The sequence below is a fragment of the Bradyrhizobium dasycarpum genome (assembly GCF_042019905.1).
Lineage (GTDB): Bacteria > Pseudomonadota > Alphaproteobacteria > Rhizobiales > Xanthobacteraceae > Bradyrhizobium > Bradyrhizobium japonicum_B.
In genome coordinates this window covers 260,564-274,236 of record NZ_CP169574.1, presented here as the reverse complement: position 1 = coordinate 274,236, position 13,673 = coordinate 260,564, and the positions used below count along the sequence as shown (strand labels likewise).

The 13,673-nt window shown below is 65.6% G+C and carries 14 protein-coding genes and 3 pseudogenes; 2 read left to right on the top strand and 15 right to left on the bottom strand.

Annotation, left to right across the window (positions count from 1 at the left end):
* The first annotated feature begins 37 nt into the window (after positions 1-37).
* A pseudogene (locus ACETMP_RS01270) lies at positions 38-1,232 on the top strand (GNAT family N-acetyltransferase).
* Here the strand turns inward: ACETMP_RS01270 and ACETMP_RS01265 are convergent.
* Positions 1,210-1,875 carry a DsbA family oxidoreductase gene (locus ACETMP_RS01265; protein WP_375159618.1) on the bottom strand — a complete coding sequence of 222 codons (666 nt, stop codon included), beginning with the start codon at positions 1,873-1,875 and terminating at the stop codon, positions 1,210-1,212. The pseudogene ACETMP_RS01270 and the gene ACETMP_RS01265 sit on opposite strands and share 23 nt — an antisense overlap.
* 380 nt (positions 1,876-2,255) lie before the next feature.
* Positions 2,256-3,077, bottom strand: a complete 822-nt coding sequence (locus tag ACETMP_RS01260) for a helix-turn-helix domain-containing protein (protein WP_375159617.1) — start codon at positions 3,075-3,077, stop codon at positions 2,256-2,258.
* A gap of 87 nt (positions 3,078-3,164) precedes the next feature.
* Between ACETMP_RS01260 and ACETMP_RS01255 the strand changes: the two genes are divergently transcribed.
* Positions 3,165-3,494: an ArsR/SmtB family transcription factor gene (locus ACETMP_RS01255; RefSeq protein WP_375159616.1), complete on the top strand. Its 330-nt coding sequence runs from the start codon at positions 3,165-3,167 to the stop codon at positions 3,492-3,494.
* Between the two features lie 42 nt (positions 3,495-3,536).
* Here the strand turns inward: ACETMP_RS01255 and ACETMP_RS01250 are convergent, their stop codons facing one another.
* The 13 genes and pseudogenes from ACETMP_RS01250 to soxX all read right to left on the bottom strand — a co-directional run bounded on the left by ACETMP_RS01250 (position 3,537) and on the right by soxX (position 13,555).
* Positions 3,537-4,082 (bottom strand): YeeE/YedE thiosulfate transporter family protein, encoded by a 546-nt coding sequence (locus ACETMP_RS01250; protein WP_375159615.1) that lies wholly within the window; start codon positions 4,080-4,082, stop codon positions 3,537-3,539.
* A gap of 10 nt (positions 4,083-4,092) precedes the next feature.
* A complete protein-coding gene (locus ACETMP_RS01245; RefSeq protein WP_375159614.1) occupies positions 4,093-4,644 on the bottom strand; it encodes a YeeE/YedE thiosulfate transporter family protein in 552 nt (183 codons plus the stop codon).
* A gap of 110 nt (positions 4,645-4,754) precedes the next feature.
* Positions 4,755-5,846 (bottom strand): YeeE/YedE family protein, encoded by a 1,092-nt coding sequence (locus tag ACETMP_RS01240; RefSeq protein WP_375159613.1) that lies wholly within the window; start codon positions 5,844-5,846, stop codon positions 4,755-4,757.
* A gap of 94 nt (positions 5,847-5,940) precedes the next feature.
* The gene (locus ACETMP_RS01235) at positions 5,941-6,384 is read right to left on the bottom strand and encodes a DsrE family protein (RefSeq protein WP_375159612.1); all 444 of its coding nucleotides are present in this window, start codon (positions 6,382-6,384) and stop codon (positions 5,941-5,943) included.
* A 9-nt stretch (positions 6,385-6,393) separates the two neighbouring features.
* Positions 6,394-7,299, bottom strand: a complete 906-nt coding sequence (locus ACETMP_RS01230) for an alpha/beta hydrolase (protein ID WP_375159611.1) — start codon at positions 7,297-7,299, stop codon at positions 6,394-6,396.
* Positions 7,300-7,311: 12 nt separating this feature from the next.
* Complete coding sequence (locus ACETMP_RS01225) at positions 7,312-7,746, bottom strand: hypothetical protein (RefSeq protein ID WP_375162058.1); 435 nt, start codon at positions 7,744-7,746, stop codon at positions 7,312-7,314.
* A gap of 26 nt (positions 7,747-7,772) precedes the next feature.
* Entirely contained in the window at positions 7,773-8,465 is a 693-nt protein-coding gene (locus ACETMP_RS01220; RefSeq protein WP_375159610.1) for a c-type cytochrome, read from the bottom strand.
* Positions 8,449-9,720, bottom strand: a complete 1,272-nt coding sequence (soxC, locus tag ACETMP_RS01215) for a sulfite dehydrogenase (RefSeq protein ID WP_375159609.1) — start codon at positions 9,718-9,720, stop codon at positions 8,449-8,451. Before soxC ends, ACETMP_RS01220 begins: the two co-directional genes overlap by 17 nt.
* 6 nt (positions 9,721-9,726) lie before the next feature.
* A complete protein-coding gene (gene soxB, locus ACETMP_RS01210) occupies positions 9,727-11,418 on the bottom strand; it encodes a thiosulfohydrolase SoxB (protein WP_375159608.1) in 1,692 nt (563 codons plus the stop codon).
* Between the two features lie 27 nt (positions 11,419-11,445).
* Positions 11,446-12,268, bottom strand: a pseudogene (gene soxA, locus ACETMP_RS01205) (sulfur oxidation c-type cytochrome SoxA).
* Positions 12,269-12,296: 28 nt separating this feature from the next.
* Positions 12,297-12,623, bottom strand: a complete 327-nt coding sequence (gene soxZ, locus ACETMP_RS01200; protein WP_375159607.1) for a thiosulfate oxidation carrier complex protein SoxZ — start codon at positions 12,621-12,623, stop codon at positions 12,297-12,299.
* An 18-nt stretch (positions 12,624-12,641) separates the two neighbouring features.
* Positions 12,642-13,094 (bottom strand): thiosulfate oxidation carrier protein SoxY, encoded by a 453-nt coding sequence (gene soxY / locus ACETMP_RS01195; protein WP_028137424.1) that lies wholly within the window; start codon positions 13,092-13,094, stop codon positions 12,642-12,644.
* A gap of 18 nt (positions 13,095-13,112) precedes the next feature.
* Positions 13,113-13,555: pseudogene (gene soxX, locus ACETMP_RS01190) on the bottom strand (sulfur oxidation c-type cytochrome SoxX).
* Between the last annotated feature and the right edge of the window lie 118 nt (positions 13,556-13,673).

The following is a 13,673-nucleotide window of genomic DNA, read 5'->3' as shown; positions in this document are numbered from 1 at the left end:
GACGCGGCACTTGCCCGCGTGAACGGGACGAGGGGACGTGGTCGACATCGCGCAGCAGGCGGCGATTCATCCGGCATCCGCAAAGGACGCCATGGCGGCGCGCGTCCCGCTCGTTGCGATAGACGGCGGTCAATGGCGCGCACTCGCGCAGCGGGCAGTCGAGCCGAACGGATATTACCTGCCCGCCTGGGAACTCGCCGTCAGCGCCACCGCGCGCGGCCGCATGGACGCCTCGGCATTGCCTGCATTCGACGGCTCTTCGACGCGGCTGATCGGCCTGATGCCCGTGATCTCGCTGTGGCGAGCCTGGAGAATTCCCCTGCCCGCGCTGGTGAGCGCGCATCCCTACGGCACGTTGTGCAGCCCGCTGATCGATCGCGACGCTCCGATCGCGGCAGCCACGCAGCTGTTGCAGCAGGCGCGCAAGGCCGGTGCGCACGCGCTCGTGCTGAACGACGTCGCGCTCGACGGCGCCGCGATGAAGGCGCTCAAGCAGGCCTTGAGCCGCGACGGCCTGAAGCCGCGCGTCCTGTCCTCCTACCTGCGCGCCAGCCTCGATGCGACGCAGGACGACGAAACGCTGTTGCGGGACGCGCTCGGAGCGAAGAAGCTCAAGGAGCTGCGCCGCCTGCGCCATCGCCTCGAAGAGCATGGCCCCGTTACGTTCGAGGCCGCACGCCGGCCCGACGAGATCGGCCCCGCGCTCGAAACGTTCCTGCAGCTCGAAGCCAGCGGCTGGAAAGGCAAGCGCGGCACCGCGCTGGTCCAGCATGCCGGCGATGCGACGTTTATTCGCCGCGCCGTCCCGGCGCTGGCGGAGACCGCGCAGTGCGAGATCATCACGCTTCGCGCCGGCACGACGCCAGTGGCCGCCGGCATCGTGCTGCGCCACCAGGATCGCGCCTTCTTCTTCAAGCTCGGCATCGACGAGCGCTTTGCCAGGTATTCACCGGGCGTGCAGCTCACGCTCGAGGCTCACCCGCCATCTCTGCGCCGATCCCGCCATCGCTAGCGCCGATTCCACCGCGAGCGCCGACCATCCCATGATCAACCCGATCTGGCGGGGACGCTTCGCGGTCGGCGACGTGCTGATCCCGCTACGGCGGCACGATCCGGTGGTGGCGCTCATTCACGGAGCGCTGGTCGGCCTCAACGCCGCGCACGAGACCGCGCGACGCCTGGTTCGCCGGCTCCGCAAATCAGCGAAGACTACTCCGCCGCCTGCGCGTTGATCTCCGCCGAGACCTGGCGGATGGCGCGGGCGAGCAGGTTCGGATCCTGCGCGCCGGAGACCGCGTATTTCTGCGCGAAGACATAGGTCGGCACGCCGGAGATGCCCTTGTCGGCGGCCTCCTGGGCGTCCGCCGAGACGCGCGCGACGTCCTCGTCGGTGGCGAGGCGCCTGCGCACGTCCTCGGCATCGAGGCCGATATCGGCGGCCGCCTGCACCAGCACGTTCACATCGGTGAGATCGCCGCCGTCGCGGAAATACAGCTCCATCAGGCGCTGCTTCATCTCGGGCGCCTTGCCGATCGCCTCCGCCCACAGGATGAGACGATGGCAGTCGGTGGTGTTGGGTTGACGCGCGACCAGCTCGGGCTTGTAGACGAGGCCCTCCTCGCTTGCGGCCGCAACGACGCGCCCGGCAATGCCCTTGTAGGCTTCGACCGAGCCGAACTTCTGGGTGAGATAGGCCTCGCGGCTGATGCCTTCGCGCGGCACCCAGGGATTGAGGAAGAAGGGGCGGAAATTGAGCTTGACCGGGACGTCGGGCACCAGCGCCAGCGCGCTCTCGATCCGGTGCTTGCCGATGTAGCACCAGGGGCACACCACGTCGGAGACGACGTCGATCTGGAGCGGTTTCAGCGTGCTCATGTCAGGCGCCTCCTTTGGGCGGGTCACGGGTTCGCCGGAAGATAAGCCGAACCGGGGGAGGCGCAAGGCACCCGTCCCGCATGGCTCAGGGCTGCACCTCTGCGGTTATTGTGATGGCTCCGGCCCGCCGGGATAGTCGTGGCCACGATCAAGCCCTGGGATCAGGAAGGGGAGACCGCGATGAGCGCCATTTTCAAGCCGATATAGCTCAAATGCTTGATGGAGATGCCGGCATAGAACGCCAACTCCGCTTGGGTCAGGCTGCGTCGCAGGCGCCAGCCGCGCAGCAGCTCGCCGACGGGATTGGGGTGCGTAAAGGCCGGGAGGAACGTGTGTCCATCTATCTATTACGCGAGCGCCGACGCGCGCTGTAAACGCCGCTATGACAGCCCGGCCGCCATCTGCTTGAGCCGTTCGGCGGTGCGCTCGTCCGCCGGGAAGAAGGTTTCCAGCGCCAGCTCCGACAGCGTGATGTCGACCGGCGTGCCGAACACCATGGTGGTGGAGAAGAAGCTCAGGATCTCGCCCTGGTGACGCAGCTTGAAGGGGATCGCGACATTGTCGCTCGACAGCGGCCCCGCGCGCGCCGGGATCGGATAGCTCTTGAGGTCGTTGTAGAGCTTGATCAGCTCGGGGTCCGCGGTTGCCTCGCATTGCCGGTGCAGCCGCTCCAGGAGGTGCCCGCACCATTCCGCGAGGTTGACCGTGCGCGGCGCCAGCGCTTCGGGATGGAAGGCGAGCCGCAGCACGTTGAAGGGCTGGCCGAGCAGCCGCTGCGGAATGCCGTCGAGCAGCGGCGCCACCATGCGGTTGGCCGACACCAGGTTCCAGTGCCGGTCCACGGCGAGCGCCGGATTGGGCTCATGGGCCCTGAGCACGAGATCGATGGCCTGGCGGGCTGATTTCAAGGCAGGATCCCCCAGGGGCCGCTGCTGGAAGGCCGGCGCATAGCCGGCCGCGACCAGCAGCACGTTGCGTTCGCGCAACGGCACGTCGAGGCGTTCGGCGAGCCTCAGCACCATGTCGCGCGAGGGCGCGGCGCGGCCGGTTTCGACGAAGCTCAGGTGACGCGCCGAGATTTCAGCCTCGCCCGCGAGATCGAGCTGGCTCATGCGGCGGCGCTGCCGCCATTCGCGCAAATGGTCGCCGATATGGACCGGTTGGCTGCGTTCGGTACGCGCCGTGGATGCATGTGCGTTCATGGCCGAAAATCTAGCATGCAGGTGCCGGCCCTTCCATTACCTGCGAGGTCATGATTCCCCGTTTTGACCGTCGGCACGGAAATGCTAATGAACACCGTCATGCGCCGAATGAATACCAGCGAACTCGAAAGGCAGGCGAAGGGGGTGGCCGCCCTCATGCGCATGCTCGCCAATGAGCATCGTCTGCTCATCGTCTGCAAGCTCGTCGAATATGGCGAAATCAGCGCGAGCGCACTTGCCGAGGATGTCGGCCTTTCCGCTTCGGCTCTATCGCAGCACCTGGCGAAGCTGAAGTCCGAACGCATCGTTGCCTGTCGGCGCGACGGGCAGACGATGTGGTACCGTATCGCAGACCGGCGGATCGAAGAGCTGATTTCGACGCTGCACAGGCTGTTCTGCACGACACCAAAACGGTGATATGCGACTCTGACCGTTTGGGATCGCGGTGATTTGCTGCGTTCACTTCCGCCTGGCTTCGGCGGATTCGACCCACCAGAAGAACAGCGCGGCGCCGGCCGCAAGTGCGGCGAACCAGACGATGTCGGGCACGTGCGTCACATCCGGAAGACGGACTTTGCCCAGCGCCCAGACGTTGAGCACGTGCGCCTTCAACCAGTCGAAGCTGAGGGCGTAGAGGATGGCCCCGGCCACCATGCCGAGCGCACCGACCAAGGCATGGACGCTGCCGGTCGCGATGGCGCCGAGCGCCGTTCCCGGGCAATAGCCGTAGACCACCATGCCGGTGCCGAACAGGGCGGCGCCGAGCGCGACCGCCAGCAGGTTGGCATCCTTCACGTAGTATTTCGCATTGCCGGTGTCGACCAGCAACAACACGCCGATCCCACCGACCACGATCGCGGTGCCCATCACCTTCAGCACGGTGAAATCCCGCAGGCGGAACTGATTCTCGATCACATTGCAGTTGGTCACCTTGCCGCGTTGGAGCAGGAAGCCGAACGCCGCACCCATCAGCACCGGACCAAGGATTGTCATCATCGCTGTCATCGGAGGTCCCTCACCGTTTGCGGAACATGAGCGCGGAAATTCCGAGCCCGGTGGCGAACATCACCGCCAGGAACAGCCAGCTCGACAGCGCGAGCTGCAACCCGCCGGAGATGCCGTGTCCGCTGGTGCAGCCGCCGGCAAGCCGCGCGCCGTACATGATCACGGCTCCGCCGAGGAACGCGCCGATGAAACGCTTTGCGATCGACGGCCCGAACCGCTCCTTCCAGACCTCGGGCACGAGCTCGAGCCGCCACGTCCCCGACATCACCGCGGAGATGAAAGCGCCTGCCGGAATGCCGACGAGGAACCAGACACCGTAGTCCAATTTCAGCGGCATGCTCTTCCAATAGGCGTTCTGTGCCACCGCCTCGGGTCCGACCACGGGAATGGCAAACAGGGAGGCGATGCGCGAATAGGCGGTGGTGACGCCGAGCGGATCTCCGAACACGGCAAAGGCGATCCAGCTCAAAAGGCCAATTCCCGCACCAACGAGATAAGGCGACCAGTCAATCCGCGCCGTGCGCGGCGCTTCGCGAGCGTAGCTTTCCGTGATGGTGGTCATGTGCGTTTCCCCGGAAGCGTTGTGTTGTGCCAGGATCGTTGCGGCACGATCAGCCAGCACCGGCAAACATCATATTCAAAACATTTAATTTAGCAATCTCTAAAGTCTTTTTAGATGCCGGACGCCGGCGAGCCCGCGGCCGGTCGGGCTTGCGGCATGCCGGCGCGGTCGACGATCAGATCCGTGAGCCCCGCCCCCAGCCACATGCCGCCGAGCACGAGCCAGGCGGTGAGCGCAAAGACCGAGGCGCCGGTCACGCCGGCGCCGACCGCGCAGCCGCCGGCGAGCATGGCGCCGAACCCCATCAGCACCGCGCCCAGCAGGTAACGGCGCATGCCGAGCCCGTCCGAGAATCCTTCCAGCTTCAGCTCACCCGCATACGCCGCCGCGGCGAACGAGCCGAGGAACACGCCCGGAATAATGCCGAGGTCGAAGCCGAGCCGCAGCTGCGAGCTGTTCAGAACCAGCATCAGCAATTCGGCCGACGGTCCGCTGAAGGTGAGGCTCTTCAACGTCACCGGCGCGAATGAGGCCTGCGACAGCTGGTAGGTGAAGAGCCAGCCGGCGACGACGGCCGCGCCGGCCGCGAGCGCGGCAAGGATCAGGTGGCGCGGCAGCCGGCTGCGAAAGGCGAAGGACAGCCCCGCAATCAGCCAGACGCCTCCGAAGGCGAGCTTCTCGGGCGTGCCGGCGCCGAACATCGCCATGATGTCGCGCGACGGGCCGCCGTCGACCAGCCACAGATTGGTCACCCACTCGCGCGCGGGCGACAGCAAGCCGCGATAGGAGGCCTGAGCGGCGACCGCGAACACCAGTCCCGACAGCAGCGCCCTGAGATTGCCGTTGGCCGAGAGCACGAGCAGCCGGCTGGCGCAGCCGCGAGCCAGGATCATGCCGCAGCCGAACATCACCCCGCCGGCCAGCGCACCGGAGATGCTGCCCTGCTGCGCGAGCTGGCGCGCCTCGGAGACGTCGAGCCAGCCGAGCGCGACCAAGCCTTGCGTGCCCACCAGCGCGGCGGCGAAGGTCAACAGCCACACCGCAAGGCGCGGCCCGCCGGCGCCGCGGGAGAACTCGACGGCGGCTGCGCGCAGGCAGAAGCGGCTGCGCTGGGCGAAGAATCCAAAGAGACCGCCGACCAGGAGGCCGCCCAGCCATGACAGCCGGTCTTCCCCCATGAGATCGATGAATGTCGTCAGCACGGCCGCCTCGGTATGCCCTGGACTTGCCAATCTATCGCGAGGCGCGGCCGCGCTGTATGAGCGAGATCAAGCCCTGGGCGCAGCCCACGCCCGTTCAGGGACGCAGGTAGGCAAATCCCTGCTGTTGCAACTCGGCGAGCCGTACCACGCCGCCCTTCTCGGCGACGACGAAACCGGGCGTGAGATCGTCCAGCTTGACGCCCTGAGCCTTCATCGTGTTGGCGCAAGCATCGAAGCCGACGCCGGCATCGACGAGCTTCGCCATCATCGCAACAATGTGGTCGTGGGCCGCGAGGGCGTGGAAGGTGCGTAGCGCTGGCCCGTGCACGACCAACCTGATGTCGGCCTTCCCGGGCCCGCCGACGCCGTCGACATGGTTCTGCAGGTTGCCGAGAACGAAGACGACACGATCGGCATCGGCGAGATGATAGACGACGCGCTGTCGCCCCGGCGTTTCCGTCGCTGCGGACGCCTGGCGCACCGCGAAGGCACCAAATAGTCCGGCAAGGCTCGCACGAAGCATCGATCGACGCTGCATGGTCCCCTCCTATCGTGTCTGCTTGATGAACTCGGCGATGCGGTCGGCGACGTCCTCCGCGAACAGGTCGCGGAAGAAATGATCGGCGTCCTCGATTGTGTCGAGCTGCACCCGGCCGCCGCTCGACCCGGCCAGCGGAGCGAAGGCGGCTGCCACGTCGGGCACGACGCTATCCTTGGTCGCGGCGAGCACCAGCACCGGCAGCTTCACGCGCGCCACGAGCGCGGCGGTGTCCTGGCCGGCATCGGCGGCATAGAAAGACACAAAGGCACGGGCGGTCGCCACGGCGTTGCGGCAATAGATGAAGCCGGGCACGTCCATCCACTCCCCGCCGCGCCCGGCCGCGACCTGCTTGGTCGCCTGCTCCAGCAGCGGCGCGAGCGGCTTGCCATAGCTCGTGGCGTAGGCGGCTCGCAGATCGGCCTCGGCTTTTGCGGTGACCGGTGCCAGCAGCACCGCACCCGCCACCGCCGGGGATTCGCTTGCCGCGAGATAGCGCGCGACCTGGTTGCCGCCGCGCGAATGGCCGAACGCGAAGACGAGCCGCGACACGCCTCTTGCCCGCGCAACCCAGGCGCCGATCTCGGCAATCGCATCCTCGACGACGTAGTCATGTCGCACCGCGCAGTCATACATGCCCTTGCGGCGATCGGCTCCCAGCGACAGCGTATGCGCGAGCGAGGCGATGCCGCGCTGCTCCAGCGCCTTGGCAACGCCTTGAATGACCTCCATGTCCTTGTGCGCCAGCGTGCCGTGCGTCAACACGACCAGCGGCGTATCCGGCGTCATCGCATCGGGCGTGCGCAGCGTCGCGAGCGTCGTGCGACCTGCGACCGACAGTTCGAGCTCCTGCTCGGCCGCAGATGCGGGCCCTGCAAGCCAGAGCAACACCGTCAGTCCCATCAACCATCGCATCGGCGGCTCTCCTCACGGCCGGACAATCGTCCAATTCTTTTCGGCAAGATCCATTAGCGCGGTAACCCCGACCTGGGCGACGCTGATGCCTTTGAGCAGCGGAGGCCGCCTGCCCTCCTTCGCCGCCAGCGTCTCCAGCGTGTTGCCGCAGGCAATGAAGCTCACGTTAGGCATCGATTTCAGGAAATTCATCAGGCGCTCCCTCACCGGCGAACGGTCGTCGAGCAGCATGTCGAGGCCGCCATTGAAGGCGACCACGGCAATCTCGACGTCCTCGCCCTGCCCGGAATAATGCCGGGAGACGTTGGCGGCGATATCGAGGACGGCGCGCATCTTGACCGGGTCGTCGTCGCTGATCTGCAGCGCGAGCCTGTGAGGCTCAGCGGCCTGGGCCGCGGCCGGCGAGATTGTGACGAGCGAGCCGGCAGCGAGAGCCGCATGCAGCAGCGTGCGGCGGCTCGCCCGGCCGTGTCTCACTCCACGCCCCGCGACTTCTTCTCCTTGCCGTCCTCGGGCGTCACGTCGATGGCGGCAGCGCGCCCGGTGATCTTCACCGGGGCGATGCAATTCTTCATGCAGGGGTCCTTCTGCCAGAACGATTTCTCGCTGCTGGCGCGGTCGTCCATCACAAAGCCCTGCTCGTTCGGCATCTTGATCGTGGCAAGAGTCTTCCTGTTCAGCTCGAAGTTCTGATCGGTGACGACGTCGTTCAGATACAGAACGTAGGCGACCAGCGCATAATATTCGTCGACGGACAAGGAGCCCGTATTGCCGTAAGGCATGGCGTGCCTGACATAGTCGAACACGGTGGAGGCGTAGGGCCAGTACGAGCCCACCGTCTTGACCGGATTGTCCGAGGTCAGCGAGCCCTTGCCGCCGGCCAGCACCGGCCAGCGGCCGTTGCCCTCGCCGAACTCGCCGTGGCAGCTCGCGCAATTGTCCATGAACAGCTTCTCGCCCTGGGCGACAGTGCCCTTGCCTTCCGGCAGGCCCTGGCCATCAGGCCGCACGTCGATATCCCAACCGCGGATCTCGTCCACGGTCGGCGCGCGCCCGATGTGGTAGCGCGGCCCGCTCTTGGCGTCCGCCTTCTGCTGAGCAAGCGCCGGCGTGCTCAGCGCGCAGGCAAGCAGCGCGGCTGTGATGAGCTTAAGCGACTTCGACATTCTCGACCTCACCATTGGCCTGCACATGCCAGGTCTGGATGCCATTGTTGTGATAAATGGAGTTGACGCCGCGGATCTTGCGCAGCTCGGCCTTGCTCGGCTGCACGTATCCGGTCTCGTCCTGGACACGCGATTGCAGCAGCAGCGGCTCCCCGTTCCAGTCGAATTCGTAGTAGAAGCGCGTCAACGCCTTGTCGAGCACCGGCCCGTCGAGCCGCGCCGGCCACCAATTGCGGCCGCCGTCGAGCGACACGTCCACGCGCTTGACCTTGCCGTTGCCGCTCCAGGCAAGCCCGGAGACGATGGTGAAGCCCTTGCCGTGCCTGATCGGCGCCTGCGGGCTCGGGCTCGTGATCACGGACTTGGCGTCCATCGACCAGGTGAAGCGGCGCGCCTTGCCATTCGGCATGAGGTCCGTGTATTTCGACGTCTCCTCGCGGGTGTGCCAGGGCTGGTCACCGACCTTGATGCGGCGCAGCCACCTGACCCAGAGATTGCCCTGCCAGCCCGGCACCACGAGGCGCATCGGATAGCCCTGCTCGGGATAGAGCGCCTCGCCGTTCATCTTGTAGGCGATGATGCAGTCGTCCAGGGCCTTCTCGATCGGCAGGCTGCGATCCATCGCGGCGGCATCGGCGCCCTCGACCAGCAGCCACTTTCCGTTGGTCTTGACGCCGGCTTCCTCCAGCAGCGTGCGCAGCGACACGCCGGTGTACTGCACACAGTGGATCATGCCGTGGGTGAACTGGCAGCCATTGAGCTGGGCGCCGCGCCATTCCATGCCCGAATTCGCCGCGCACTCCATGAAGTGGATGCGATTGACGCGCGGATAGCGCTTCAGCTCCTCCAGCGTGAGGATCAACGGGCGCTCCACGAGCCCGTGGATCATCAGGCGATGATCAGCCGGATCAACCTCGGCAATACCGCCGTGATGCCGCTCGAAGCAAAGCCCATTCGGGGTGATGATGCCTTCGAGCTCGTGCAGTGGCGTGAAGCTCACCGAGGATTCGCGCGAGGCGGTCAGCCATTCGACGTCGCGCCGCACCACGTCCTTCTCGAATTTCGACGGCTTGCCATAGGGGCGCACGGCGACGCCCTCGCCGAGCGACCTGGTCCATTCCGGCACGTTGGGCGGCTGATTGGCGGGATTGCCGCCGCCCGCAAAAGCGGGCTTGGCGAGCACCGATGCGGCAACACCGGCGCCAGCGGCCAGGAAGTTGCGTCGGGATTGCCGGGAACTGTCCATCTTCGACATCGCTTCTCACGCTCCGGTAACTTTGACGGCCCGGTTGGGTTCGAGCCGAACGGTTTTCTGTCGCGTCAGGTAGTTCGCGACGACGTCCCAGATCGGCGGCCCCTCGGTTCCTTCGTTGACGCTGGCCCAGCCCGCGACCTGGTATTCCCTGGCGGGATCGATCGGCGCGCCGGTCTTGACCATCTGCATGTCCGAGATGCGCTGCCCCTGCGGCTTGGCGACGTCTATCGCGTAGGACAGTCCGCCGATCCGCACCATGTCGCCGCCCTGCTGGTAGTAGGGATCGATGTTGAAGAGATTGTCGGCGACGTCCTCGATGATCTCCTTCAACCGCGCGCCGGTCATGCCCATGCGGTAGACCGCGGGATAGGTGATCGCGGTTGCGTTGGTGACGTCCTCGAAGGTGATATCCTGCCCCGGCAGCACGCTGGTGCCCCACCGGAAGCCGGGCGACAGCGCGATCTCGGCGTCGCGCTCCTGCAGCAGCGCCTGGCAGATCAGATCGTCGAACGTGCCGTTGAAATTGCCACGCCGGTAGAGCAGCGAGTCGGTTCGGCCGAGCACCTTGGAAAGATCGGACGCGAACGGCTTGCGCACCTCGGCGATCTTGGCCGCCATCTCGGCGTCCGCCGCGATCACGTCCGAGAACAGCGGAATGAGCTTGTACCTGTAAGCTTTCACCTCGCCGTCGCGGACGTCGAGATCGAGCCGCGAGACGAACTTTCCGGACGAGCCCGACGCGATCAGCAGAGTCTTGCCGACCTTGACGGCCTCTGGCAGCGCGTCATGGGTATGTCCGGTCAGGATGACGTCGATGCCTTTGACGCGGCTCGCGAGCTTGCGGTCGACGTCGAAGCCGTTGTGGGAGAGCAGCACGACGAGCTGCGCGCCGGCCTTGCGCGCCTTGTCGACCTGCGCCTGCACGTCCTCCTCGCGCACGCCGAACGACCAGGTTGGAATCATCCAGCGCGGATTGGCGACCGGCGTATAGGGGAAGGCCTGACCCAGCACCGCGATCTTGACGCCGCCGCGCTCGATCATGGTCGATGCCTCGAACGCCGCCTCGTTCCATTCGGTGTCGCGGATATTGAGGCCGAGGAACGGAAAGCCAAGGCCTTCGATCGCCTGCTTGACCCGGTCGGTGCCGTAGGTGAACTCCCAATGGCCGGTCATGGCGTCGGGTTTGAGCAGCGCCATGCAGTCGATCATGTCCTGGCCGCGCGTCTTCAGCGACGACCACGAGCCCTGCCAGGTGTCGCCGCCGTCGAGCAGCGCGACCTTGTCGCCGCGCTCGGCGCGGATCGACTTGATCACGGTCGCGGCGCGATCGAGACCGCCGATCCGGCCATAGCTCTTGGCCAGCGCCTCGAAATCCTCGGACGTCAGGGCGTAGGCTGCCGACGAGCCGGGCGCGATCCCGAACCGCGTCAAGAACTCCTTGCCGGTGACGTGCGGCGGAAGGCCCTTGGCCTCGCCCACTCCAAGATTGGTCGAGGGTTCGCGGAAATAGAGCGGCATCAGCTGGCCGTGGATATCGGTCACATGCACCAGCGTGACATTGCCGAGCGGCTCGAATGCCAGCAATTCCTTCTCGGTCAGGCGCTGCTGAGCGACCGCCCGGGTCAGGCCGGAGCCGACACCGCTCGACAGGGCCGCCGTTGCCGCGGCGACCTGAATGAACTCGCGGCGAGAGATCATGCGCAAGACTCCTGCAAGCTCATCGTTTCAGTTGCGCACCGACGGCGTCTCGACCGGCAGCCCGATGCCGCGCCAGGCCACATAGAGCTCGAGGCGCGAGGAACTCGTCCGAGAGCGGCTTGAACGGCTCGGCACGGACGTCGAACATGCAGCCTTCGAAACGCTCATGCAGCGGTACCAGGCGCTGATCGCGCAGCCGATAGGTCGGAAAGCCGTTGGTCTGGCCCTGGCTCAGGAAATCGGCGCGCATGAACTTGCCGTTGTTGCGCTCGTGGCAGGACTCACAGGCCAGATCGAGCTGGCCGTAGCGCGTGTAATAGATCTGCTTGCCGCGCTCGAACCAGGGCGACATCGGTCCGTCGGTCTTCACCGCGACCTTCATGCCGTGCGACTGGTAGCGCACGAAGGCGGTCATGTCGGTCAGCTCCCGGGATTTGAATTTCCAGGGCTCCGCCTTCATCTGCTCGCTGCGGCAGATGTTGATGCGCTGCTCGAGATTGACCGGCTTCTTTAGCTTGTCGTCCCATTTCGGCATGGCGGCGCCGACGCCCTTCATGCCGGTCTCGGCCTCGCCGTGGCAGCTCATGCACGACTTGCCCTCGCTGCCCTCGACCTTCTTCCAGGCCTCCGCCGCGCGCTCCACGGCGAGGAATCCCGGATTTTCCAGATCGTCGTCCTGCAGCGCACGGGTCTCCTTGCTGCGGAACTCATAGCCGGAGATGATGGTCTTGAAGACGTGGCCGGGCGGCGCCGCGATGCCCTTGCGCTCGGCCTCCTCCGCCGATGCGAGCGTTGCAACCGATGCGGCGGCCACGATCGCAGCGGCCAACCCTATGTATCGTGGCGCCATTCGAGCCTCCCTCAATGCGCGATGCGCATCATGCCTTGAGCGCGATCTTCTCTTCGGCCGTGATCACGGTGCCGTCGTCGTCCGTCCAGGAGAACTTGAACGTGCCGGTCTCGTCGATCCTGGCGTCGAACTGGATGTAGGGGTTGGCCGAGATCGCCGGCTCCAGCGCGCAGCCGAACACCGGCTTGCCGTTGAACTCGCAGGTGAACCTGTTGATGATCTTGCGAGGAATGGGCTTGCCCTGCGCATCCTTGCGCTGGCCCGATTCCATCACGTGCGAAACCAGGGTCTTGATCTGGATGACCTCGCCCTTGGCGGCTTCCTTCGGAAGCTTGATGCGCGGTTTTTCTGCCATCTGTCTTCTCCTAAGCCGTTAGCCGCCGCAGCCGCCGATGGTGACCTTGACGGTCTTCTGCTCCGTGAACAGCGAACCGTCGCTCATCTTCGCGATCGCAACCACGTTCTGCGTTGACGCGAGCCGGATCCGGATCGAGGCTTCAGCCTTGCCCGACAGCGGCGTGAAGGACAGCGTCGCCACGCCCGCATTAGGGTTGCCGTCCGCGATGATCAGAACGTCCTTGACGTAAGATTCCGCGGTCATCGGGCTGTCGATGTTGATCGACAGCGGCACGGTGTTGCCGTTCTCCGCGATTTCCGGCAGATCGAGCGAGATCTTGCCCTTGGCCGGCTGCTTGCCGCCGGTGAACTTCTCGATCCACTTCGCCGCGTCGTTCGAGACCTCGGCATCGGCTGCCATGGGCATCAGGGTCAGCATGACGAAGCCGCCCCCGAGTGCAAATGCCTGCCGTCGATTGATGGCTTTCATTCCTGATCCTCCTCGCCGTCAGTTCAGCGTCTTGAGAAAAGCGATGACGTCCTCGACCTGCGCGGCCGTCAGAATGGACTTGCCGACGAATTCCGGTCGCACCCGGCTGAGCCCATCGTTCTTGAAGAACGCGGGCATGACCGTGCCGGTAAAGATGCGCTTGGGGTCGGCGATGATGAGGCGCAATTGAGCCTCGCTGTAGCGGCCTGCGACACCGTCGAGCGACGGGCCGAACTCGCCGTGGAATTCCTGAGATTTCAGGCTGGTGACCTGATGGCAGGCCAGGCAATTGCCGAGCGTGCGCGTCAGGAACACCTTCTTGCCGGCGGCGGCGTCGCCGGGCGCGCCGGTCAGTGATTTCGGCGAGAATCATCAACGATGTCGAGCTTGATCGGCTCCTGCGCACAGGCGCTTCCGATCGTGAGACACCAAGCAAACGCAGCCGCAAGCGAGCGCCGCATGTTTCCTACCCCAGGGATGGCGAGGTGACGCCCGCCTCGTTCATGACGAATCTAACGATCCATCACATTCATTTATTATGATATGATCATGTCTTTGACGGCGTCAAGACATATTTGC

Bases quoted from the DNA above. Each gene is read 5' to 3' on its own strand.
- ACETMP_RS01265 (WP_375159618.1), bottom strand. From the start codon at position 1,875: ATGAGCACGCTGAAACCGCTCCAGATCGACGTCGTCTCCGACGTGGTG.
- ACETMP_RS01260 (WP_375159617.1), bottom strand. From the start codon at position 3,077: ATGAACGCACATGCATCCACGGCGCGTACCGAACGCAGCCAACCGGTC.
- ACETMP_RS01255 (WP_375159616.1), top strand. From the start codon at position 3,165: ATGAACACCGTCATGCGCCGAATGAATACCAGCGAACTCGAAAGGCAG.
- ACETMP_RS01250 (WP_375159615.1), bottom strand. From the start codon at position 4,082: ATGACAGCGATGATGACAATCCTTGGTCCGGTGCTGATGGGTGCGGCG.
- ACETMP_RS01245 (WP_375159614.1), bottom strand. From the start codon at position 4,644: ATGACCACCATCACGGAAAGCTACGCTCGCGAAGCGCCGCGCACGGCG.
- ACETMP_RS01235 (WP_375159612.1), bottom strand. From the start codon at position 6,384: ATGCAGCGTCGATCGATGCTTCGTGCGAGCCTTGCCGGACTATTTGGT.
- ACETMP_RS01230 (WP_375159611.1), bottom strand. From the start codon at position 7,299: ATGCGATGGTTGATGGGACTGACGGTGTTGCTCTGGCTTGCAGGGCCC.
- ACETMP_RS01220 (WP_375159610.1), bottom strand. From the start codon at position 8,465: ATGTCGAAGTCGCTTAAGCTCATCACAGCCGCGCTGCTTGCCTGCGCG.
- soxC (WP_375159609.1), bottom strand. From the start codon at position 9,720: ATGTCGAAGATGGACAGTTCCCGGCAATCCCGACGCAACTTCCTGGCC.
- soxB (WP_375159608.1), bottom strand. From the start codon at position 11,418: ATGATCTCTCGCCGCGAGTTCATTCAGGTCGCCGCGGCAACGGCGGCC.
- soxZ (WP_375159607.1), bottom strand. From the start codon at position 12,623: ATGGCAGAAAAACCGCGCATCAAGCTTCCGAAGGAAGCCGCCAAGGGC.
- soxY (WP_028137424.1), bottom strand. From the start codon at position 13,094: ATGAAAGCCATCAATCGACGGCAGGCATTTGCACTCGGGGGCGGCTTC.